The organism is Chryseobacterium glaciei (genome assembly GCF_001648155.1).
Classification (GTDB): Bacteria; Bacteroidota; Bacteroidia; order Flavobacteriales; family Weeksellaceae; genus Chryseobacterium; species Chryseobacterium glaciei.
The window spans coordinates 4,708,861-4,733,778 of record NZ_CP015199.1 but is presented as its reverse complement, the minus strand read 5'-3'; the positions used below and the strand labels follow the sequence as shown (position 1 = coordinate 4,733,778).

General features: G+C 32.6%; 19 protein-coding genes. 12 read left to right on the top strand and 7 right to left on the bottom strand.

Translation table 11 applies throughout. The annotated features are described in order from the left end of the window. Positions 1–38: 38 nt before the first annotated feature. From A0O34_RS21420 to A0O34_RS21400, 5 genes are all read right to left on the bottom strand, one after another. Positions 39–1,316 carry a phosphoribosyltransferase-like protein gene (locus tag A0O34_RS21420; RefSeq protein WP_066759200.1) on the bottom strand — a complete coding sequence of 426 codons (1,278 nt, stop codon included), beginning with the start codon at positions 1,314–1,316 and terminating at the stop codon, positions 39–41. Positions 1,317–1,329: 13 nt separating this feature from the next. Beyond that, positions 1,330–2,367 (bottom strand): nucleoid-associated protein, encoded by a 1,038-nt coding sequence (locus A0O34_RS21415; RefSeq protein ID WP_082891221.1) that lies wholly within the window; start codon positions 2,365–2,367, stop codon positions 1,330–1,332. Further along, on the bottom strand, positions 2,312–3,808 hold the full coding sequence (locus A0O34_RS21410; RefSeq protein ID WP_066759194.1) for a hypothetical protein: 1,497 nt from the start codon (positions 3,806–3,808) through the stop codon (positions 2,312–2,314). The genes A0O34_RS21415 and A0O34_RS21410 overlap by 56 nt, the downstream gene beginning before the upstream one ends. 5 nt (positions 3,809–3,813) lie before the next feature. Continuing rightward, positions 3,814–4,866 (bottom strand): nucleoid-associated protein, encoded by a 1,053-nt coding sequence (locus A0O34_RS21405; RefSeq protein WP_066759192.1) that lies wholly within the window; start codon positions 4,864–4,866, stop codon positions 3,814–3,816. 160 nt (positions 4,867–5,026) lie between these two features. Then, entirely contained in the window at positions 5,027–5,275 is a 249-nt protein-coding gene (locus tag A0O34_RS21400) for a helix-turn-helix transcriptional regulator (RefSeq protein WP_066759190.1), read from the bottom strand. A gap of 619 nt (positions 5,276–5,894) precedes the next feature. On the opposite strand from A0O34_RS21400, the gene A0O34_RS21395 reads away from it, so the two are divergent. Genes A0O34_RS21395 through A0O34_RS21385 form a run of 3 tightly spaced genes read left to right on the top strand, consistent with a single transcriptional unit; the run spans position 5,895 to position 11,795 of the window. Next, a complete protein-coding gene (locus A0O34_RS21395; RefSeq protein ID WP_082891220.1) occupies positions 5,895–7,196 on the top strand; it encodes a TlpA family protein disulfide reductase in 1,302 nt (433 codons plus the stop codon). A gap of 58 nt (positions 7,197–7,254) precedes the next feature. Next, positions 7,255–10,434, top strand: a complete 3,180-nt coding sequence (locus tag A0O34_RS21390; protein WP_082891219.1) for a SusC/RagA family TonB-linked outer membrane protein — start codon at positions 7,255–7,257, stop codon at positions 10,432–10,434. Positions 10,435–10,445: 11 nt separating this feature from the next. Beyond that, positions 10,446–11,795, top strand: a complete 1,350-nt coding sequence (locus tag A0O34_RS21385; RefSeq protein WP_066759182.1) for a RagB/SusD family nutrient uptake outer membrane protein — start codon at positions 10,446–10,448, stop codon at positions 11,793–11,795. 61 nt (positions 11,796–11,856) lie between these two features. On the opposite strand, the gene A0O34_RS21380 is transcribed toward A0O34_RS21385, so the two are convergent. Together A0O34_RS21380 and A0O34_RS21375 are read right to left on the bottom strand one after the other, a co-directional pair. Beyond that, positions 11,857–12,171 carry a hypothetical protein gene (locus A0O34_RS21380; RefSeq protein ID WP_157886093.1) on the bottom strand — a complete coding sequence of 105 codons (315 nt, stop codon included), beginning with the start codon at positions 12,169–12,171 and terminating at the stop codon, positions 11,857–11,859. Between the two features lie 280 nt (positions 12,172–12,451). Further along, positions 12,452–12,880 carry a MauE/DoxX family redox-associated membrane protein gene (locus A0O34_RS21375; RefSeq protein ID WP_157886092.1) on the bottom strand — a complete coding sequence of 143 codons (429 nt, stop codon included), beginning with the start codon at positions 12,878–12,880 and terminating at the stop codon, positions 12,452–12,454. A gap of 273 nt (positions 12,881–13,153) precedes the next feature. On the opposite strand from A0O34_RS21375, the gene A0O34_RS21370 reads away from it, so the two are divergent. From A0O34_RS21370 to A0O34_RS21330, 9 genes are all read left to right on the top strand, one after another. Next, positions 13,154–14,854, top strand: coding sequence for a helix-turn-helix domain-containing protein (locus tag A0O34_RS21370; protein ID WP_066759175.1), 1,701 nt, complete (start codon positions 13,154–13,156; stop codon positions 14,852–14,854). Between the two features lie 785 nt (positions 14,855–15,639). Next, positions 15,640–15,900, top strand: coding sequence for a helix-turn-helix domain-containing protein (locus A0O34_RS21365; protein WP_034706501.1), 261 nt, complete (start codon positions 15,640–15,642; stop codon positions 15,898–15,900). 15 nt (positions 15,901–15,915) lie between these two features. Beyond that, positions 15,916–16,239 carry a hypothetical protein gene (locus A0O34_RS21360; RefSeq protein WP_228394331.1) on the top strand — a complete coding sequence of 108 codons (324 nt, stop codon included), beginning with the start codon at positions 15,916–15,918 and terminating at the stop codon, positions 16,237–16,239. A 408-nt stretch (positions 16,240–16,647) separates the two neighbouring features. Then, positions 16,648–17,637: a DNA-methyltransferase gene (locus A0O34_RS21355; RefSeq protein WP_066759173.1), complete on the top strand. Its 990-nt coding sequence runs from the start codon at positions 16,648–16,650 to the stop codon at positions 17,635–17,637. Between the two features lie 9 nt (positions 17,638–17,646). Continuing rightward, on the top strand, positions 17,647–19,665 hold the full coding sequence (locus A0O34_RS21350; RefSeq protein WP_066759171.1) for an ATP-binding protein: 2,019 nt from the start codon (positions 17,647–17,649) through the stop codon (positions 19,663–19,665). Positions 19,666–19,670: 5 nt separating this feature from the next. Continuing rightward, positions 19,671–21,011, top strand: a complete 1,341-nt coding sequence (locus tag A0O34_RS21345) for a DNA double-strand break repair nuclease NurA (protein WP_066759169.1) — start codon at positions 19,671–19,673, stop codon at positions 21,009–21,011. Continuing rightward, on the top strand, positions 21,008–23,209 hold the full coding sequence (locus A0O34_RS21340; RefSeq protein WP_066759167.1) for an AAA family ATPase: 2,202 nt from the start codon (positions 21,008–21,010) through the stop codon (positions 23,207–23,209). The genes A0O34_RS21345 and A0O34_RS21340 overlap by 4 nt, the downstream gene beginning before the upstream one ends. A gap of 6 nt (positions 23,210–23,215) precedes the next feature. Then, the gene (locus tag A0O34_RS21335; protein ID WP_066759165.1) at positions 23,216–24,109 is read left to right on the top strand and encodes an HNH endonuclease family protein; all 894 of its coding nucleotides are present in this window, start codon (positions 23,216–23,218) and stop codon (positions 24,107–24,109) included. Positions 24,110–24,111: 2 nt separating this feature from the next. After that, the gene (locus tag A0O34_RS21330; RefSeq protein WP_066759163.1) at positions 24,112–24,909 is read left to right on the top strand and encodes an HNH endonuclease; all 798 of its coding nucleotides are present in this window, start codon (positions 24,112–24,114) and stop codon (positions 24,907–24,909) included. Positions 24,910–24,918: the final 9 nt, after the last annotated feature.

The following is a 24,918-nucleotide window of genomic DNA, read 5'->3' as shown; positions in this document are numbered from 1 at the left end:
ACCGAGAATATCTGTTTCCAGATAACATAGCTAACTCTTTAGGTCAGCCCTTTGAACATTTGTGGCAAATATAAATGTTTTTTAATTGTTAAATTATTTTCTGTCTCATTTCTTATCTTTTCACTTTTGGTAACCTTATTTAATTCTAAAAGTAATGCTTTACCACTATTGGTTATTGATTTGTAATCATTTGTAACTAAACCCTTATTCCTTAATTCAATAAAAATGTATTTTAATTCTTCTCGTGTAATGCCCAAAATTTGACAAACATAAATGTTTTCATAGCTTTTATTTTTCAGAAATAGAACTGTAATTGCTGCTTGATTCTGTTCACGCATTCTTCTTGTAGTCTCTTTCCTTCTATCAGGCATTTTATCAATTAGATTAATACCTGAATTAATATTTATACCTAATTTTTCACAAATGCTCAGGTAATAATTTATTTCTTTTTTGAGTTCACGAGCTTCTGACATTCTTACATCTACTTTTCTAGGATATAAAGCTTTCCATTCTTTAGTTTTCCCCCAAATTAATGAAATAGTATTGTTGGGAGTACCATGAAAAAAAGCAATTGTACTTTCACTGTTTCCATATCCAAATGGTAGGAATTGATTTGGTGGTCTGTTTACTATAATTTTCTTTCCATACTTATTCACAATATTTTTGACAGATTTATATGTGTTTTTTGAAAATGCTTTGTAAGGTGAAAAATTTTCATCAAAAAGCTTATGTCTAACTTCTGAAACAATTTTGATTTTAGAATAATTTCCTTCTATTTTTTTCTTTCCTTCATTCATAATAATTGCAGAAAGTAAATAAATTTTCTCAATATTATTATCTAATATCCAATCTTTCACACCAGAACCTTCAAATTCATCACAAAAAGTCTTTCCACTTCCGATAAAGTCATCTAAAAAAATAATATGTTTATATTGTTCTGAATCTTTTATGTATTTAAAATCGTGAGTAAGTAATATATTCGCTTCTCTTCGCTTAAATGCTGATGTATTTCGAAGGGGATAAGTAACTAAGGTTCCACTTTTGCCAATTTTACCATAAGGAAAAATGATTATCTTATCTTCCTTGGGTATTTTCTTAAGTAGTTCTTTTAGTAAACTATCTAAACGAAACATGAATTCAGGAAAACTAATGTATTCAAATATTCTAAGAATATCTATAGCGAAAGGCACATCAGGGCCATCAAAATTTTCTAACCACTGTATTATTTTAGTTGGATACAAGGAATATTTAAGACGAGGTATTAAAAACTCAATTTGTCGAATTGAATCCTCCGTATATTTATATGTGCTACCCATTTTTTAAAATTAATTAATTTTCCTCCTCATAAAAAATTTTATAATATTTTCTTCCATTTTCATCAATTCCTTGTGTTATTAAGTCAGCATTACCGTGAATATAAATATGAAAATTTTTATCTAGCTTCAATACATTTTTAAAAACTCTTGCTTGTTTTTTTACAGCCTGGGTTGATATATCAAAGTTATCATATAGTTCTATTTCATTTTCTTGTCTATAAGCTTGGTCAAAGGTTCGGAATGACTCAATCAAACCTTTATCTTCAAAAACCAATTCTTCAAATTCTTGTTTATCAAAACTTCCATGACTTTTAAAATAATCCACAGAACGATTTAAATAATCAATTTTATCTGCTTTGCTGATTTTAAATTCTTCATCTAATTGTTTTGTTACAAATTGTTTAGCAATACTTAAAAACTCATTTGTTTGATGATAATCATTTTTAATTGGTCTAATACTCAAAAAATCATCTTTCCAATAAGAAGCTTCATTGGCTTTATTTAGATTATCTATAATACAAACCTTATAACTTTCATCAATTTTGAATACTAAACAACCCTTATCTAATTTATTGATATTAGTACCTTCATCATAATTTACAAAATGAATTTTTTTTTCTAAATCTACTTTTAGATAGTTTTCTTTACTCTCTGATTTAAAAATACCAATCGCATCCGTATTAATATTATCTATTATAATATTATTAAAATAGACTATAAATAAATCTCCATTTTTAATTTTAGGATGAGTACTACAATTATATAAATGTTGAGCAATTATCTTACTTTGTTTAAATAAATCATCAGGGTTTTCAAAAATTCTTTTTATTAAAGTATAAATTTCGTTTTGTTCAATTCCTACTTCATTAAAGAAATCATACATCTCATTTCCAGAAAATGAAGAAAGAAAATATTTTAAGAATATTCTTACTAATCTCTCATCAGAAATATCAACTAGTGTATCTGAGAAATTCACTTGCTCATCAAGAGACTTATTACCTACCTGATGAACCGCTACTTTGTTGACTTCTATATTTAGAAACTTTATCATTATTTATTTTTTCTTTTTTAGTTTTTTCAGAAGAAATTGAGTGAAAATATATAGGAAATTTATAACAAGTGTATGCTAACAATAAGTAAAGTATAATTATAGTAGGGTACAATATTTTCAAACTTCTTTTCCTATCTTTTAATGAATTTTCAATATGTTTCTTAAAATCTTTTTCAGGAATTAGCTCTTTAGTGGTAGCTTTCCAATATAGCATTTCATTTTTGGAAACTTGTACATCGGTAATATCAACTATTGCTTGTATAATTGCAGATAATACGTAATATATAGCTAAGAAATAAAATACATATTTTAACAATGATATTTTATCTAATAACAAATTGTCTGAAAATTTAGTAAAAATTGTAAAGCCAACTAGCACAATTGCCGCTAAAACATCTCTAAGAAGATTATTTAGTAGCGTTCTTATCTTTTGAGAATATAGATCAGATTGACTTCTAACATCTTTTAATAAATCTTTTAGTTCTGAAATATATTTATCCTTTCTTTCTAAAATTACAAAATTGTATCTTTGACTTGCTTGTGATAATGAATTCTTTAAATGAATGCTTAAAGCGTTAATATAAGTTTTAGATTCATCTAGCTCCAGACTTATCCTATCATTAAATAGTTTTTGACGAGTTATAGTTTTTTCTTCATATATCCACTTAACTACTTTTAGAAGATCGTTATAAAATTCTTTTTTATAAATATCATGATCATCAAAAAGTTTAAGGTTTAAACGTCTTATACCATCTACCGTTATAAAATCGTCCGATTTTATTTCATTTACTATACTAGCAGATAAAGAAATACTTGCAAGTTTATTTAAAATACTGATAATAGTTTCATTATTTGATTTTGTTTGATATACAAAACTTAAAGGACTAATTATTAGCTCTTCGCTTGTAAGAGAGTGAACAACTTCATTTATCCTATTTAAATCAGGAAGTGACTCTCCAATTACAAAACTCTCAATATTCCCATTAAATTTATACGGTATAATTTTAAATTTATCACCTAAAATGACATGATCTAAACCATTAATTATTAAATTATTTTTTTTGTGGAAAGGATTTTCTTTTTCAAATGGTGAGAGTCCCGAAAGCCATTCTTGAAATTTTTCAATACTATAGAAAAAATTTTGTCTTACATCAATATACCCAGTATTAAAGAAAGGTATTTTATTGATATTTATCTCCCAATTAGATGTATCATCTTCCAAATAGGAATCCAAATCATCATCATCTACTCTAGCATTATCAATTTTTATTGATATAGAATTAGGAAAGCCTTCACCACTCAAATAATCCTTTAAAAGTTTTATTTTTTGTAAGTTTTCTCTTTTATTTATATCACAACTTATTTCAATATATCCCCATGACTCTTTTACATTTATAGAATCGTATGAATCAATAATTTCTATTAATTTATCAAAATCCATTGTAACTACTTAACAACTTTAACATCTCTAGTTTTAATTGTAATATGATAAAATCCATCATTACTACTTGGAATATTTGGAATGTCAATATTTACATCATTCGCATCTCCTTGCCACTCAATTTTAATCCCTTCAGCAGTTTGTCTTATATTTTTCTTTTGAGCTGTATTAAGCACACTTCGACTGGGTTTAAACGACTGTCCATATAATCCAAGATCTTCTAAAAACTCTTTGAGTGATTTTTTTAATTTTCTTTTTCTACTTGAATCACTATCATCAATAACTCTATCAATTAATTTTTTAAAGTCCACCATTGAGCAATTAGTTAAATAATCTATTACTCGATTTTTGTATGATGAAATCTCTTGTACTGGATCTAAATCTGCTCTATTTGATATAGTCCAATTAGTTATAGCCTTAACAGTATTAGTTGTTAGTGTGGTTGGAGTTTCCTTTTCATGTACTACTAAAAAATCTCTAAAGAAGTCACTTATTGTTTTTCCTACACCCGGACTTCTATCATAAGCTAAAACATCCCATTTATAATAATCGGTAACGTCAATAATTGCCAATTTTTGAATTGACCTTTTATCTTCAACAAATGTGTTTTTAATTTCTTCTAAAATAGCTTTATTACCTGTTCTCTTATATTCAAAAACTTTCCTATTATCTAGTTTCAATAGAAAAATTAAGTTATTACTATCATTTATAGAAACTAATGCTGTAATAAAAACACCATCATTCATATTTTTTTTATGATGAGATTTAAAAGAAGCTGTTAAATCTTTTGAAATGGTAAAAAAATTCTCACTAGGGTTTTCGATAATTTTTTCACAGTTTTTATAAACTTCTGAGGTGGAATTATCATTAAAGTCAAACTGAGTTCCTTCTGCTGCTTCCAAAAACTGTAATCGAAAAAAATCCAATTGTTCATCAGTTAAATCCACCTCATCTAAAAAAAAAGGATTTAATTCAGATTCAATTATAATGTGAAAAATAAATTTTTCAATTTTAGCAGAGGCTTTTTCAGCTTGGGTAAGAACACTTTCTTTAGGCATATTATTAGTTTTTAATTTAACCCTATCAAGGGAAAATCAAATATAGTAAATATCTAATAATTAATTTCTTACCTAAAGAAAACAATTTGAAATAATTATATAGAATGCTTTTCACTAATTGATTAAAAAAGTAAAATCCTGACGATGAAATGTCAGGATTTTACTTTTTTATGTTTTGGAATAATTCTTCTAAGGTTACTTCTTTTTTACGACAAATTTTAGCTATCGTTTTCACAGACATATTGTAATCGGTCTTAGATGTGCCTAATGCTATATTTTTTATTCTCCTTACCGTACTTTCTTCTATATCGCATTTGGAAGCAAACTCCCTCTGTGATTTTGCTTTTGAAATCCAGTTTGTATAAACATACTTACAAATAGCAATAATTACTTCTTTCTCTTCATCCATTACGGCAAATTAAAAGAAAAAGAAAAAAATAGTGCGGTTTTCTGTGCGCAATAACAAAATATTGTTATATTTGTAAAATAAGTTACTGAAACGTAACTTTGCGATACTTCAAGTAAATATTAGAAGCTATTGCTTAGAATCTCATTCTGAAAACTGGTAATTTAAAGCAACGAGATGATAAGCTAGAAGCTCACGACCTAGGCGTGGGCTCTCTTATCTGTTGCAGGGTATACCAGTACCTCAGAGTGGATAATGTAGAGTTCCATGCCGTTTTATTTTCAAATGCAGTCCTTATTCTCTACACTCTAAGCATCTTCAAAAAGCATAGTATCAGATTACACGATACAATGAGGTGTACAACTCATTGCGGCTTTACAGCTTTCACGGGACACAATTTTCCTTCATATTAATTTTTTTATGATTGTTTGGGCGGGAGGATTTCCTCTATTAAGAAAGTCTCCTCCCAAGCATATCATTTCAAAAAGCAACTAAAAACAAATATTGAGACACAGATAATTTACAGCAACCATTTTAAAAAAAAAAGCCCTTTCCTCAGTTTGCAGACCACAGGAAAGAGCATAATCAGTCATTAATAATCATTAAAAACCTATTCAAAAATATGAAAAATATTTTTTGCAGGGGGCTTATGTCCTTTGTTTTCATAATCGTGTTTACGACTACATCGTATGCACAGAATAAGTCTCTAAAAATAGGAGAATCTCTTCCCGAAAGCATTTGGACAAATCCTTTCCCAGTGGTCAACCACTCCCGGAAAGCCACTAATCTATCTGAAGATAAAAACAAATTAATCCTAATCGATTTCTGGAGTACTTGGTGCAGCGCCTGTCTGATGAGTCTTCCTAAAATTGAAGCTTTACAGCAAAAGTTTAGGGACAGGGTAAAAATACTTCCCGTAAGCAGTCAAGATAGATTCGCTTTGGATAAATTCTTCTCTTCTCCAAATGGAAAGAAGTATAAGAGTATGATGTCAACCTACGAAGACAAGGCACTGCACGAACTGTTTCCACACGCAGGCGTTCCGTTTATCATATGGATCAAAGATGGAAAATTTTTCAATTCCACCGATGCAGGACAGCTCACTGAACAGACGATCAATGAAGTGTTAAGCGGTGATAAATCATCCCTTCAGACCATTATCCAAATGAACAGGGAAAGACCATTGATGCTTTCCGATGATTACGACCGTCAGAAAAATGTCCAACTCCTCAATTATTCATTCTTTGCCAAAGGAAAAATCCCAGACATTGGTGCAGGAGGAACTTATCGTAAAACAGCAACCGGAAAAATTCACGGCAGACAATTTACCAATCTTCCCTTATGGGATATGTATTATGCCATAGGATATGAACTTTTCAAGCGACAGGATAAAACATCTTTCACCGAAAAAAGAATGGTTATAGATGTCAATCAACCTGAACAGCTAATACCGATAGAAAAAGCAGACGGTTCAAATGATGGAACAAACCTTTATAACTATGAGTTTATTATCCCCGAACAGAAATCTGATTCTCTCTACAATTATATGCTGGAAGACCTCAATCGTTATTCAGGCTATACGGTAACCCTTGAGAAAAGACCTGTAAAATGTCTTGTGTTAGTAAGAACAAGCACGAAAGACAAACTGGCGACCAAAGGAGGAGAAAAGCGCTCCACCTTTCCACGAACCCCATCCATTCTGAGAAATGTACCTCTTAAAAATATGGTCAATATGCTGAACGGTGAAATTAATATCAAGGAACTTTTTATCGATGAGACAGGATACACAGGCAATGTAGATCTTGAAGTTTCGGGAGTCAAAGATATTGCCACCTTAAAAAAAGAGCTTCAGAAATACGACCTTGACCTGAGACCAGAAGAACGTCAGCTTTTGATGATGATTATCAAAGATCAGCTGAATTAAACATTCCCATCGTTCGAAAAACTATTGAATTTACATTAACGCAAAACTATATCACACTATGAAGAAATTATTAGTGCTTCCCATCCTATGCTATTGTGTGCCTATAATGGCACAGCAAATGTTTACGGGAAGCGTTATCGACGAAACTACACGCTTACCCGTAATGGGTGCGACCATCGCCATACAGAACTCGAAGACTGTGACCACGACAGATAAAAATGGAAAGTTTAGTCTCAGTACCAATGACAAAAAAATCAATCTTGTTATCCTTGGTAAAGGTTATGAAGAACAGGTCATTATTTTGGAGCTCCCTTTGAAAGAAACATTAAAAATTAATCTATCTGAAAAGATAGCCCAAATTGATGAGGTAGTACTCACGACAGGTTATCAGAAAATCCCCAAAGAACGTTCAACAGGTTCTTTCTCATCGGTCAGTAATTCTGCCCTGAATACACAGGTATCAATCAATATTCTTGACCGTTTAGCAGCTACAGCCAACGGTATTGTCATCAATAAAGGGACATCGCAAGGCGGAGCACAAATTATGGTTAGAGGTCTAAGTACCATTCAAGGCCCTAAAACTCCTTTGATTGTAGTAGATAACTTTCCTTACGATGGTGATATCAGCAATCTCGACCCCAACATTGTTGAAAACATTACTGTTCTCAAAGATGCCGCTGCATCAAGCATCTGGGGAGCAAGAGCAGCCAACGGAGTAATTGTCATAACGACCAAAACAGCAAAATATAATCAGCCCGTGACGGTCAATTTTAATACCTATTTAATGACCAGTCCAAAACCTGATTTTAATTATCTGAAAGTGATGTCCAGTGCGGACTTTATTGATGTTGAACAGGAACTATTCAAGAAGAATTTCTATAACACTGATATCAATTCGACTAGCCACCCAGTATTGTCTCCTGTGGTTGACCTTCTGAATAAGGAAAAGAAAGGACTGCTTTCATCTGAGTATGTACGAAATGAAATAGAACGCCTAAAGACCATTGATTCCCGTGACCAATATAGAAAGTATATGTACCAGCCATTGGAGAACAGGCAGTATTCTCTAAGTATGGCGGGTGGAGCTCCTCAGTTTTCTTGGACATCATCTTTGGGGTATGATGACAATACGGGAAATCTCGGAGAAAAATACGAGCGTGTGAATCTGCGCTTCCAGAATACCTGGCAACCTCTGAAAAACCTTACCCTGAACACGGGAATCTTTTTTACCCATTCAGCAACCCAAAACGGACGCAGTGCTTATGGAAGCATTATTATGAAAACCAATTCCGTCCCTTATATGGAAATGGCAGATAAATATGGAAATGCATTGGCGGTTTCAAAATCGTATGAGCAGAGCTATAAATCAGCATTAGGCAACGGAAAATTATTAGATTGGAATTATTATCCGCTTACCGATTGGCAGCATAATTCAGCCAAAAGCAAAAGCTCAGAGATCATTCTCAATGCAGGATTGAACTACAAGATATTGAAAGGATTGGATGTTGATATAAAATATCAGTATCAGAGAACCACAGGACTTTCCAATACGCTGTATGATGAGGAAAGTTACTTTGTAAGGGATTATGTGAACAGGTTCACAGTCATCAATAGTAATGGTAGTCTGACTTACAATGTTCCCAAAGGAGCGATAATGGATAAGAACAACTCGCAATTACTGATCAATAATTTCCGAGGACAGCTCAATTTTAACAGAGGTTTTGGCAAACATCAGATTTCAGCCATTTTGGGAAGCGAGGTAAGGGATGCCAACTCACAGTCGGGCAATAACCGATATTATGGCTATGACCCCAACAACCTTTCGTTTGGAATGGTAGACCTCAGCAAGAGGTTTCCAATCATTGCAGGAGGTACAGCGTTTATCGACAATATGAACTCTTTGAGAGAATCCACCAATCGTTTTGTATCGGTGTATGCCAATGCAGCCTACACATTTGATAACCGTTATACAATTTCAGGAAGTGCCCGACGTGATGCCAGCAACTTGTTTGGGTTGAAGACCAATGACCAATGGAATCCTTTCTGGTCAACAGGGATTTCGTGGAATGTCGCCAATGAAAAATTCTATTCTGTAAGCTGGCTCCCGAATCTGAAGCTAAGAGGTTCATACGGTTTCAACGGAAATATCAATCCTGCAATGGTTGCCGTAACAACAATGGCATTACTTGGCGTTTCAACATATACGCAGGAGCAAATGGCGAGATTTGACAATTATTACAATCCTCAGCTTCGTTGGGAAACGATCAGAATGATCAATGCAGGATTGGATTTTGCAACCAAAAATAACAGGATCTCAGGTTCTGTGGAGTATTTCCAGAAAAAAGGAGAAAACCTTTTCGGGCAGGTTCCACTGGATTACACCATCGGATTGAGTAGTCTTGTGTGGAATGTTGCAGGAATTGAAGGAAAAGGCGTTGATGTGGAACTAAAGACCATCAATATCAATAAATCTTTCAGATGGCTCACCACTCTTAATTTCAGTACTTACAAAGATAAAGTGACGAATTATTATCCGAGCAGTACCATTGCCAGAAACTTTGTACTTGCCTCTGTTCCCATATCCGGAATTGAAGGTTTACCTGTCTATTCGATGTTTGGCTACCAATGGACAGGACTCGATCCACAGACAGGTGATCCAAGAGGTTATTTTAATGGAGAGATCAGTAAAGATTACGCCAAGATAATGGGAGCCGATGTTAAAGAGCTGCAGTATTTTGGTTCTGCAATACCTACTGTTTATGGTTCCTTCACGAATACCTTTGCTTACAAACAATTAAGCCTTGATGTAGGGATTACCTATAAGATGGGCTATTATTTTAGAAGACCATCCATTAACTACACCAGCTTATTCAGGGAATGGAACGGTCACAGCGATTACGAGCAAAGATGGCAGAAGCCAGGTGATGAAGCTTTCACCAATGTTCCTTCCAACCAATATCAAACGAATTCCAACAGGGATGCCTTCTATGCAGGTTCGGCTGCACTTATTGAAAAAGGTGACCATATCCGTCTACAGTATATCAATCTTGGATATGAGATCAGTAAAAAGCAATGGCGTGGTTTACCAATTAAAAGTCTTCAGTTGTATGCCAATGTCGGTAATCTCGGAATACTCTGGCAAGAAAGCAAAAGCGGAATCGACCCTGATTTTAATTTGGGAAACAACACCTTAAAACCTCCTATGACCTGTACATTAGGATTAAAAGCTAAATTTTAAAATTGATAGAAATGAGAAAAATTAAAATACTAGTAATATCATTATCATTAATTCTGACCTCGTTTGGATGCAGTGATTTTTTAGACGAAAAATCTGACCTGAAGCTGGCGACTCCCGATAGATTGGAGGACAACCAAATGCTTCTCAACAATTATGGTTTCCTTAATGTGGACTTCGCTTCGAGTGGAGAAACGAGTTCGGATGATTACTATCTTACGGATGCCGATTATTATGGTTTGAGCTTCGAGGCGTCCAAACGTCTTCATATATGGATGCCGGATAATGTGGCGAGTCCCATTTCCTCAGGAAACGATTGGTCTACCTGTTATAGGAGCATCTATGTCTGTAATGCGGTATTATTCAATATGCAGGATAAGAACTTCACAGGAGAACAGGCTGATAATATCAGAGGTCAAGCATTGGCACTTCGTGCTTTCAGATATCTTGATGCAGCTCAGATTTGGTGTCCGGCTTATAATCCTCAAACCGCAGGAACAGACTTGGGGCTTCCGCTCAGATTAGACCCTGATATGAATATCCCATCTGTACGCTCAACAGTCAAGCAGACCTATAATCAGATCATCAGTGACCTGCAAACCGCAATACCGCTACTTTTGCCTAAGCAAATTTCAGGGATGCGCATATCGAGAGCAGCAGCTTATGGTTTATTGGCTCGTGCTTATCTTTATATAGGAGATTATAATAATGCACTTAAGAATACAGAACAAGCACTAAACATCAATAATGACCTGATGGATTTTAATATTCTGAATCCCAATGCTGATTATCCCATTGAGGAAATGAATAAGGAAGTTCTTTTGTGGACAGCTATGGGATATGAATCTCATCTGATTCCGGCAAAGATTCCTGATCACATTTACCAGATGTATGATAACAATGACTTACGAAAAACCGTTTTTTTCAATAAGAATACTGCTAATGAAGTTCTATTTAAGGGTTATTACAATAATGTCAATGGGCCAATCGTAAGTGTGGCAACCGATGAGCTTTACCTTATGGCTGCGGAATGTAATGTAAGACTGAATAAGATTCAGGAAGGTATGAGTTATCTCAATAACCTGCTTGTCAAAAGATGGAAAACAGGAACTTATATCCCTATGACTGCCAATTCACAAGCAGAGGCTTTGAATATTATTTTAAAAGAAAGAAGAAAAGAACTCTTGATTCGAGGACTAAGATGGTCTGACCTAAAAAGGTACAATCGTGATGGTGCGAATATTACGCTTACCAGAACTGTTAATGGGCAAACATACACTTTGTCACCCAATGATCTGAGATACGCCATAGCTATTCCTGAAGATATTATTACGCTTACCGGAATGCCACAGAATCCAAGATAAAAAATAATAGGGTTGGCAAATTATTGCCAACCCTACTTTTAAATCCTGATTGAAAGGACTATTATTGTCTTCTCTCACTCGGATGAATAGCAAGAACTTGAGAGTTAGTCATTCCTCCGATCACATCAACCAAATCCTGCCCTTCCGGAACTGAGATTGTACAAGGTTTATTTCCTGTGGTCAGACATGATGAACCTGCTCCTACTGCCCAGTTAGACTCTTGAGAGAAAGCACCTGCAGAAGTGTCTGTACTATTGTAATAGAACTGTTGGTCGGCTGTCTTTTTTTCTATGATTTTAAAAGACATCGTAGCACCTGTAAACATAACAGCAGCTATAGCTACCGCATTCATTTTCAAAAATTGGTTGAATTTCATTTTATTGGTCTTTTTATACATCAAAAAAGATTACCATAAAAACTTTAGAAACCTGCCTGAGAAGTACGATTGATTAGGTGAAATAATTAGTTATACCCATAGATTAACGAATCTTGTCGTACCAAAATATCCTATTCTACATATTCTCAAACAAATTGTTGTTAATAAATTCATTTTAGAGTTTCGGATTGTTAGACAGCTTTCGACCGTCTAATTCTAAGGTTAAACTTTAATATCAAATTCCAATCATTTTTATCCGTGAGCAACTACGGTAACATTCTTATCTAGCAGGCCTGCTGTATTTTATATTCATTATTAAAGCTATTGCATCGAGTAGGACGCATCCTATATTAAAAATCAGGTGCTGATTCCAGCTCATTTTCTCTAAAATTCCTCCGCAGGAACAAGGGAGATTTTCAGAGGTGTGGATTATAAAAAAAATATAACCTGTGAAGATGAGCATCAAAATAAAACTTCCAATCAATCCTGTATTTCTGGTTTTCCGATAACACAATAATCCTGCAATGATCAATTCCAGAATAATGATTGCAAAAGGTAAGAATGCAGCGTATGCACTTAATAAAGGTGATTCCGAAATCTGAATCTGAAAATTTTCAAAATCCATTATTTTACTAATCCCGGCGTAACAAAACAACAGTATAAAGAAATAGCTGATGAATTCTACGACTCTTGTTTTGACTTTTTTCATAATATTTAATGATTAATTTAAAATTGCTTTGCTGATTGATTCACTTGGAATTCTGAAGTCTAAATTACACTGACTGAGAGGTTGAGAAAAACAATAGCGGGAAAGAAATATGTTTTCTACGTAATGAAATATACATCCTTCCCACTATATTTATTTTTAACTAATTGAAAATTAATTACTTATTAAACTAATAGGAATGGAGCCTAACTCGAAGCTTGTTCAAGTATATTTTGTAATAGATTTTTCCGGTAAATTTGAATATATCTTAATGTTATGCATTATCATCATAAGATTTCACTTCTGATTTTTAATTTGTTCTTCTTTTTTCTTAATGCCCAGGAATTACAAAGTTTATCATACAAGACAATTTCAGACTTGTATGAAAACTATCCTGAAAACGATTCAAGGGCAATGGTTTTTGTGAATAAGTATATAGAAAAAGCAAAAAAAGAAAATAATTGGAAAAAGCAGATTATAGGTTATGAAGATGCCATATACTACACCGAAGACATAAATCGCAAATTGTCTTATGCGGACAATGCTATCGTGGTGGCATTCAAATTAAGTGACCGGGATATCATTTCAAGAGCATACCTCGGAAAAGGCATTGTCTACTATTATAACAAGAGACAATATAAGTATGCTTTGGAGCAATACCTTAAAGCTTATCAATTTTCTCGGAATTCAAGCGACGATTATCTGATAAATAAAATAGACTATCATCTCGGAATGGTAAAAAGTTATCTTGGCTACTACGAAGCAGCAGCAGTTCACTTTAAAAATACTACGAAGTATTTTGAGGAAAGTATGAAAGAAAACCTTCACCCAAACATCAGGTTGAACAATGAGTCAGGCTATTTTAATAGCATTTACCGCCTGAGTAATTGTTATGAAAATCTTCGTTTATACAACAAGGAAGATTCATTGATTAGCATCGGGTTACAAAAATTGAAAAACATCAATGAGCATTTACTTGAATATGGTTACTTTCAAAAAGGGAAAGGTGTACAACTTTTAAGAAAAGGGAACACAGATGAAGCACTTAAACATTTGAAACTTTCACGTGATATTTTGGTCAATAATCAGGATTATAATTCGTTAACCGCTGTTTATTTTTACTTAGGTAAACTGTATTGGCTCAAAGGAAACAGAGCAGAATCACTGGTTTATCTGAATAAAGTGGACTCTATGATTAACAAGGTTCAATTTACTACTCCCGAGATCCGGTCAAGTTATAAGTACCTCATTACGGATGCGACAGAGAACGGTAGTTTGGGTAAGCGACTGTATTATAGTGACCAGTTTTTACTAACGAATTCAACTTTGAATGTTGATTTTGCAATGTTGTCTTCAAAAATCCACGAAGAATATGATACGGAAAGATTACTAGAAGAAAAACAATTATTGGAGAATAAACTGCGCAATGATTTTTATTTTCTAGTCGCCACGCCAGTTATATTTGTTCTCCTATTTTTTTTAGTAATTAAGCTGCGTAATAGAGAAAGGAAATTTCCTGGAAAATTTATTAAACTATGGAAAAAGTTCAGGAAGTATTATTCTTTTCTAATTGCAAACAAAAAAACTTCTGAAAAGAAAAAGACACACAATCCCGAAATCATTGACGATATTAAAGAAAAACTTAAAAAGTTTGAAGAAGACAGGCGATTTCTTGACAAAAACCTGACCTTACCAATGGTTGCAAAAATGTTTGGCAGAACACATTCTCAACTATCTTATGTACTGAATGAACATCTGAATGTTTCGTTCACGCAGTATCTAAAGGTTTTACGAATCAAATACATTACCGCTCTTCTTTTGGAAAATGACCTGTATCTGAAGTATAATATTGAAAATCTGGCTCACGAATGTGGAATGTCCAGTCGACAGTTATTCTCAACGCACTTTCTAGAAATCAACGGAATAAGACCTATAGATTTTATAAAGAATAGAATGAAGGAAATCGATGAGAATTGATTTCTAAATAAAGAGAGCGTTACTCTACATTTTGCAATGTAAAAAAACCAGCGCATTTATTGAAATATGGAAAACTCATCTCGGAGTTTCCCACATTCCAACAAAGTTTTCACAACAACAGCAAATCTTTTAAAAATTCATAGATGTGTAAAATAGATACAGCTAGTCAATCGACCTGCGTAAAAAAGATATAGGTTCTTAGCTGACCTGAGTAAAAGAGATATAGGTTGGGAATTTTTCCTGCACAATAGCAACCTGAGTAAAAGAGATACAGGTATTCGATTGACCTGCGTAAGTTAGGCACAGGTTCCTGGCTGACGTGTGTAAAATAATACAAGGTCAACCTGCGTAAAAAAAGGCTAGGTGTTATTTTCATCATATGCCATCTTCCAGAACAGATTTACAAAAAATAGATATTGGTTTTCAATTAATTACATAATAATTATGGTTCTATTTCTTTGTTTTAGAGCTCTGAAATAACAATCGTTGATTTTAATAGCAAGATGTGTCTTTGTACGTACAAACTTTTCCAAGTTTTACATCCAAAGACTCTCTTGCCTTTTTTGCAAAAAGGGGAAAAACTGCGAAACTTGTTTTTTGTTTTTCTTAAAATTGGTTTAAAGATTCCAAATCATCCTTATTTATTCTTTTTTAATCTCCACGATTTTCCAAATTATTCCAGATTGTTCTTATTCAATCCAACTCCCTTTAAGACTGTTGTTTTAACGGTTTTGATGTTCCAATTTTGCAAAAGAAATTTTATCAAAAACAAAAATGAAGAAATTATGAGAGTAAACCTTGTTACTAAAGAAGACCTTCAGGAATTCAAAACCGAATTGCTTGAAGACATTAAAAATCTTTTTAATATCAAAATTTCAGAGCAGAAATTATGGCTACGTTCATCAGAGGTCAAAGAACTTCTGAAAATTTCTACCGGAACATTACAGAACCTTCGTGTCAGTGGAACCTTATCCTACACTCGTGTCGGTGGCACATTGTATTACAATTACAAAGACATCGAGAAAATGTTAAATGGAAAAGGATAATTTATTAGTAACAAAATGAATTACATAAAACATCTTACAGGTTTCTATGAAAAGGTGGCTCAGGATAATACACTTAATCCCACACACATCAGCCTCTACTTAGCATTATTCCAATTCTGGAATTTCAACCGTTTCCGAAATCCGGTCAGTATTTCACGTGATGAAGTGATGCGGATCAGTAAAATCCACTCAAAAGCCACCTATCACAAATGCCTGAAGAATCTGCATTCTTCGGGCTATATTGATTATCGGCCGTCTTATAATCCGTTTACAGGAAGTCAAGTTTTTATGCTGGATTTTGCGGGGGAGTTTAAGCCTGTTGTTAAGAAAATAAAATGATTTTTTCACAATAGCTATTTATATGATTGAAATAATAGTTCTAAAATCTTATTGTTGTTGATTTTAATTAACAAGAAATTCATATAAAAAAATAATATATTTGTATTAAACCATTGAAAACTATTAAAGTGCTAAAAAATCAATCTCATATTAATCCAAAATATTAATTTTATCTGGGATTAAGAATCATTTTTCATTATTGAATACTTATTGTCGTTTGTTTCAGTTTTGTTTATTAACGATGAATTCAGAATTGAATATAAAAGAGTATTCTAGTTTTCTATAATGTTTATCCTAATATTTTTTTAATAAAATTAAGGTTGTAATATTTACGGTTTTCCGTAAATATTACGTAAAATAAATATTTAATTTAACCGCTTCAATAGATGAAGTTGAAATTTAATTAATATGTCAATTGGAGAAAAATTAACTCAAAAATACAAGTCTAAACTTGGTAAACTTTTCGTAGGAAATTCGCTTGAATTATTAACGAATGATAAAAAATTATCCAAACTAAAAGGGAAAGTTAATCTTATAGTTACGTCACCACCATTTCCCCTAAATAATAAAAAACAATACGGTAACGAGAAAGGAGATGAATATAAAGATTGGTTTATTAAGCTGGCACCAATATTTTCCGATCTTTTGACTGATGATGGTTCATTAGTTATAGAAATTGGAAATGCTTGGGAGCCAGAAAGACCGGTTCAATCGTTATTACATTTAGAATGTCTTTTAGGAATGGTTAAGCACCCCGAAGCTAATCTAAGATTAATCCAAGAATTTATTTGCTATAATCCTTCAAAATTGCCTTCACCAGCTCAATGGGTAACCGTAAATAGATTACGAACTGTGGACAGCTATACACACGTTTGGTGGATTGCCAAAAATGATTTCCCAAAAGCAGATAACAGCAAAGTATTACGTCCTTATAGTGACAGTATGAAGCAACTACTAAAACGGCAATCTTATAATTCAGGTAAACGTCCATCAGAACATCAAATAAGTGAAAAAGGATTTCTAAAAGATAATGGAGGAAGTATTTCTCATAACTTTTTTGAAATGGAGGCTTTAGAAGAAAAAAGAGAAGTTAGATTACCTCATAGTGTATTGAGTTTTTCAAATACCAATTCTAATGGTTATTTTCTAAAAACTTGTAGAGATAAAGGCATTACGCCACACCCAGCTCGTATGTCTGGTGGACTGGTAAATTTCTTTATTCAATTTTTAACAGATGAGGACGATTTAGTACTTGATCCATTTTCCGGAAGTAATACTACAGGATATTGTGCAGAAAAATTAAACCGTAAGTGGATATCATTTGAAATTAAAGAAGATTATATTAAACAAGCTATTATAAGGTTTAGTGATCCTGAATTAAAATCACCTCTTAAATAAACTTTAACCATGAAAACTGTAGATAAAATAAAACAACTTGTATCTGTAGACCCTTTAAAAGTGGGAAAACAAACTGAACTTTTTGTTGGCCATCCTTTTTCGCTTGATTATAATAAAGCTAATATTCTTGTTTGCGATGCTGATAAAGAAAGAGTTAAAGGAATAGCACAAGGAACTTTTTTACTTGCATTTTATGATAACGAAGAAACAGTTGAAGAGGCAATTCTTCTAAGAGCTCTGGCGCCGGCTAAATTACCCACAGATAGTGCTATGATTAGTTCTATGATAGAATACTATAAAGACAATCTTCCTACTTCAGGCAAAAGCTCTAAGCTAGATGATTTCACACGTTATGAATTTAGTTTTTCAGGACTAGAATGTCGTGTGTTAGGAACATTCTATAGAAATGGAAATAATGTTGAATTTGGGGCGGACTTAGAGAATTTTTATTCCGCTCATCATTATAGTGTTTATAAAGTCAATAAAGATGTTTTAGGGTATATTGTTAACCAGAGAGATTCTCCGGATATTATTCCGGGTAACGATAATGAATTTTCTATTGGACATGTACGATATAGTTCCAGTCTCAGATTTCAAAGCAAAAATGAAGAAGACAAAGCAGAGGTTTACATTCATCCGGCTGATCTCCTTGGAAAGAGAACTGCTCTTTTTGGAATGACCAGAACAGGTAAGTCTAATACTGTTAAAAAGGTTATTGAAGCAACATCTCAAATATCAAGTAAAGCAACGGCAACCTTACCTTCTAAATCTCCTAATACTATTGAGGAAAATCTAAAATCATTTGACACTAATGGTGCTCCTAAATATCCAGTAGGGCAGTTAATTTTTGATGTGAATGGAGAGTACGCAAATAAAAATTTACAGGATGAAGGAACTGCAATATTTGAAAAGTATAAAACAAATACTGTTAGATACAGTATTTTGGAAAAAAGCGATGCAGATTTTAAAATAATGAAAGTAAATTTCTATAAGGATATTGTAACTGGTTTTAGTTATATCTGTGCTTCTTTAGAAGATGAAAAAGGAGATTATATAACAAGTCTCAAAGTTTTAGACTTTACTCCTCCACCTCTTGATAATGAACATTTTGACGAATGGACAAGATATAATAAAAATAAGGCTATATATTTCTGCTGTCTGAATAAAGCAGGTTTTAATCCTTCAACAAATTTTACAGTAAAATTTAAAGCCGATGCAACAATAAAAAAATTAGTATCAGAAAAATACAAAGAGCTAGATATTGAGAAAGGAGTTTCTTTAGATGAAGCAGAAAGCTGGTTTTTATGTGCATGGGAAAATATAAACGATAAAGTTTTTACAGATTATAAAAAAAAGAAAGGTAAGGATTGGTTTTCGGATGAAATGAAATCACTTATGATCTTTCTCACTCAAAAAAAAGATGGTCGTTCAGTAAGTGGATTTGATAAATTCAAAAAAGTAGCAAAAATGCATACAAATACAACCGAAAACTCTTTTGAAGTTGATATATCTAAACATTTAAGAAAAGGAGGTATTGTAATTATTGATTTATCACAAGGAGATCCTAAACTTCAAGAAATATTTCTTGAACGAATATCAAAGAAGATATTTTCAGATTCAATGTCCAGATTTACAGACAGTCTCCCGAATAATTTCATCCAATTCTACTTTGAAGAAGCTCATAATCTATTCCCTAAAAAAGATGATAAAGATTTAAGTCAGATATATAATAGAATTGCCAAAGAAGGAGCAAAACTAAATTTGGGAATGATTTACGCTACGCAGGAAGTAAGTTCAATAAGTTCTAATATTTTGAAAAATACCCAAAACTGGTTTATTGCTCATTTAAACAATGAAGATGAAATAAAGGAACTAAGAAAATATTATGACTTTGACGATTTTGCCGATGCATTAATTCGTTTTAGTGCAAAGAACGATAAAGGTTTTGTGAGGATGAAGACCTATTCTAATCCTTTCATTGTACCGGTACAGATTGACAAATTTTCAGTAGAAATTTCTACAAAATAAGTATTATGGCATACAGTAGCAGAACAGGTAAACGTCCTGATGAATTAGCCAGTAAATCATCTCATTCATTTTTAATAAATGATGAAGAAGTTCAATCATTTTTGGAAAATTGCGAATATCCCAAATCCGCCGAAGAAGTAGAATTGGATAGATCTCGTATCATTAAAATTCAATATCCTGAGGAGAACTCAATAGAGCATATTATAGCAATGGACGGTGGTTATTCCACTATTCCGGTAAGGAAAACATTCCCATCTTCTCTTATAACATTTTTTCAATTTGGAGAAATCTTCCTAAATACTGAAGATCTAAATAACATGTCCGAAATGCCATTTATTTCTAGGGAATCAATGTCTGCTCTTAAGGACTTAGAAAGAAGCAAACTAGTACTTCCTACAAAAAATGTTTCATATAATAGTAATATCACTTTAACTCATTCTGTTCGTAGTACAATTTATGAATACTTTAAAAAAAAGGGAGATGAAAAGAATAATTTACTTTCTACAACTTATTGGCTAATCTTTAATTTGTTTGACCAACCCGAGGAAAGTTTTAACCTGACCATTTGTCCACATTGTAAAGGGAAAAATCAGGATATTTTACGTGCAAATTTCAACAGCGAGTATACGACTAATTGTCCAGAATGTAATGGAATATTATATCTGACAGATTGCTTCAGATTACATGAAGTAATTGATGATGAACTTGGAGCAGGTGGAATTCTCGGATATCTTGTTAACTTAATCGAGCAAATAAATATTATACATACAATCAAATATATAAAAGAAACCCAACCTAAATTACTGGATAAATTTTTCTTTATTAAAGATGGTCCATTAGCATTCTTTGGACAAACGGCTAATATGCATAAACACGTTAGAAAATTATGTAATTATTTATTTGAACATCATAATCTTTTTTTAGCCGGTTTAGAAAAATCGGGAGCATTTGTAGAACATGCTGATGAAATCAAAAATCTATTAGAACCAGGAGAAGCTTTATTGCTCACTAATAAACACATTTACTCTTATATTTTGCCGGGAGATCCTGAAAATACACAGCCGTACGCAGGTACGTCATATTATAGCTCTAAAATCATTTTTAAGTCCAGAGATGAAAGAGTATATGTTATTACACTTCCTGTTGAAAATGAAAATATAGTATTGAATCCACAAAAAGATGATTTTAAAAATTTGGACACGATACTATGGAATATAGAAAAGCTAAGATGTGATATGTATGATAATTCTATAGTACCGGTAGCTTTAGCCAATAAGCTCATTTCACTATCTAGCCACCCGAGTTCAAGTATTTTGGAAAAATTTGCTAAAAAACATACAAAATGATTTACGTAGAAAGAAATATCATTCCTGTGCCAAAAGTCTTTTATTCAAAGGAGGTCGAAATAGCAAAAAAAAGACTGGAAGAGTTCTATTTAAAATCAAAAGAGAGCAGATCTCAGCAAAAATACTCACAACCCTTTGAAAAAGAATTAAGAGATAAATTCCTTGAAGCACTACGAGAAGTATTTAAAGGCAAATGTGCTTATTGTGAATCACCTATATCATTCAATAGAACTCAATCTGAATATGATCATTTCCGTCCTAAAGGAGGAGCCAGAGGATTGGACAAGGAATTCTCAACAGATCATTATTGGTGGCTAGCCTATAATTGGAATAACATTTATTTAAGTTGTTCTCACTGTAATCAATATAAATCAACATGGTTTCCAGTTGAGGGAAAGAGAATACCATTAAATACACCTTACAAGGAAGTTGTAGATAATGAAAAGGCTCTCTTAATAGATCCGTGCATAGATAAACCTGAAGAACATTTAATTTTTAATGAGCAAGGAGGAATTGAAGCAATTTCTTCGAAAGGCATTACTACTATAGAAATACTAAAGCTTGATCGTTCTGAGTTGGTCAATTCAAGACTAGAAGCTTTAAAAGAACTATATGGAGAATGGGAGTTACTTTTGAAACTATTGAGGAAAAAAGAGTCAAATCGAGACGATATTAAAAAGTTATATGATGCTTGGCAATATAAATATACGATTCATTCTGGAGAACCTTATTTAGGAATACAACGATTCATGCTCTCTAAATGGTTGGGAAATAGGCCTGAAATACAAGAATATTTATCCACTATTGATGGGAAAGAAACAAAAACTCCAGTAAATACATTAGCACAAGATTTTTTATACTCTAAAGCAGAAAATTTTAAAGAAACTGAAAAAGATAATATTGAACAATCTATAAGTTCAATAAAGCATATATATGTTGAGAAAATAGAATTGAAAAACTTTAAGTGCTTCTCTTCTTTAGAATTAGAATTTAATCATAATTCTGATTCTCTTATTGGAAATGAACCCTGGTTATTATTTCTTGGCGAAAATGGTGTTGGAAAAAGTTCACTATTGAAAGCTTTTGTAATTGGTTTAACAGGAGATGAATATATAAAAAGTTTAGAGTTAAAAGGTAGAGATCTTTTAAAACATGGAGCAAGAAATGGATTTATTCGAATACATCTTGTAGGAGCAATACGACCTATAGAGGTAACTTTTAATAAAACAGAAATTAAGACTACATTACACCAACCTATTGTTAACATTGTAGCCTATAACTCCATACGCTTAAATCCTAAAGAAGGAAAAATTCAGCCTGAAAAAGGAGATTTTTATGGAGCTAAAGCCAAAAACCTATTTGATTATACTTTTTCCTTAATAGATGCTGACACTTGGCTAGTCAAATTATTCAAGAAAGATAAAGACGCTTTTGATCGCGTAGCAATATCGCTAAAAGATTTAATGCTTCTTGAAAATGATGACACTATAAGCATTATAAAAAATCAACCAATAATAAAAAGGAATGGTGATGTTTTTTCCATTGATGAACTTAGTGATGGTTATAGATCAATCTTCTATTTGGCGGTTGATATCATGGCTACGTTAGCCGGAGAAAACGTAACATTTGATTTGGCAGAAGGAATGGTGCTTATTGATGAAATAGGTACTCATTTGCATCCACGTTGGCGAATGGAAGTCGTTACACGTTTAAGAAAAGCTTTTCCTAAAATTCGTTTTGTAGTAACAACACATGAACCACTTTGTCTGAGAGGATTAAGAGCAGGAGAAACTGTTGTTCTTACTAAAAATCAAGAAAATGAAGTAATAGCGTTGACGGAGTTGCCAGACCCAAGCGAACTACGAGTAGATCAGATATTGACTTCCGATTTTTTTGGATTGAAAAGTACAATAGACCCTGAAACAGAAAGGCTTTTTGATGAATATTATTTAATTCTTGCTTTGGAAGAAAATGATAGAACTGAAGAACAAAAGAATCGTCTTTTGGACCTAAGCCAGATTATTCCTCGGATTAAACATTTAGGAGATACAGAACGTGAAGAACTTACCTATTATGTAATTGATGAATTACTAGCTCGCAGAACGAGAGAAGATGGACCAAAAATCAAAGAGGAATTGAAGGCAGAGGCTTTGAAAAGGGTTGAAAGTATATGGAAAACTTTAGACACTAAAAAATAGATCATTATGATAAAAGTTGATAGATCTCAAGTGTCAAAGCCATCTGCATTAGATAAAAAAAATAAAGCAGGTAAAACAGAAACCGAAAGAGCGATTGAACATTATACTTCTCCTACTTTTGATGGAACGACTAATTTCGACTTTAAAATATATTCAGATTCTGAAGTAAAACAAGCTCTAATAAATTTGTTCAAAGGGAAATGTGCATACTGCGAAAGTACATTTTTACATGTTTATTCTGGCGATGTTGAGCATTTTCGTCCTAAAGGAGAAATTGAAGAAGCATCACCCCATAAAAAACCGGGTTATTATTGGCTGGCTGCGGATTGGCATAATTTGTTGTTGTCTTGCAGAAACTGTAATCAAAAGCTATCTCATTCTTTGTACGGGATAGGAACCAAAAAGACAATGGGGAAAATGAACCAATTCCCTCTGTCAGATTTGACAAAATATGTACGTAAGCATGATAATGTTAATGGAATTGCAGATGAAGAACCACATCGGCTTCTACTAAATCCATGTATTGATAATCCGGAAGATCATTTAGAATATGGTGATGAAGGTGTCATTCGCCCTAAAAAAGATGCAGGTGGAAACAAAAGTGTCATGGCTGAAAAATCAATAGATGTTTATGTTTTACAGAGAATGTATCTTGTCCAATCTCGGGAAAAGAAACTTATTGAAATGCAGGCACAAATACAAAGAGTAAAAGAAGCCACTGAAAATTATAATGATATTATTGGATCTCCAGACACAACAAAGAAATTTTATTTTGAACGAATCTTAAAAAGAGAAATGGAAGGTTTAAAAAAGTTTTTGAATCCAAAAGAAGAGTATGTTGGTATGGCAAGACAAGTCGTAGGCGAGTTTTTAAGAGTAAACTTTGGTATTACTATTTGATTATGAATTGGGTAAAAGAAAATAGAAATAAGCTTTCCATAAATAACTATGTAAGAAAAGCAGATGCGAAGACTAATTATTGGCTTGATTTATCAGAAGGAAGAATTAACAATTACAGAAAGTTGACAAATGATAATTTTAATATTATAATTTATGGCAATGATAATCTTGAAACTGATTTTTACATAATTCCTTTTGAAGAATTAAAACATCTTTTACTTGAAAACAATTTTGCTAAAAGTGAAGGAAGACGAAGGTGGATTGGGAATATTATCAATCATCATATTTCATTAAGTAATACAGGTGTAAAGCTAAATATTTCTCACAGATACAGTAATCCTATTCCTTTTAAGGTTGAGCCCCTAATTTTAAATATAGAAAGCACTAACGATTATGCAATAGAAAATGCCAAAAGAGAAATACAAGTAAGAATCAAGCAATCCGCTTTCCGAAAAAAGGTATTAGAGAATTTTGACTATAAATGTTGTTTAACAGGAATTATTGAAAATGATTTATTAGTGGCAAGTCATATTATTCCATGGGCAAGTAAAATTGATACAAGATTATCGCCTCATAATGGTCTTTGCCTTTCTACTTTATATGATAGTTTATTTGACAAGGGCTATTTTTCAATTGATGAAAAGTATCAAGTAATCATTACTCCGAAATTAGATGAATTGAGTTTACAAACTCAAAATTGGTTGAGTGAGATTTCTGGAAAAACGATTTCACTTCCTTTAAATTATGAGATAAGTACAGTTGCACTTAAATTTCATAGAGAAAAAGTTTTTATTAAGTAAAAAATAACC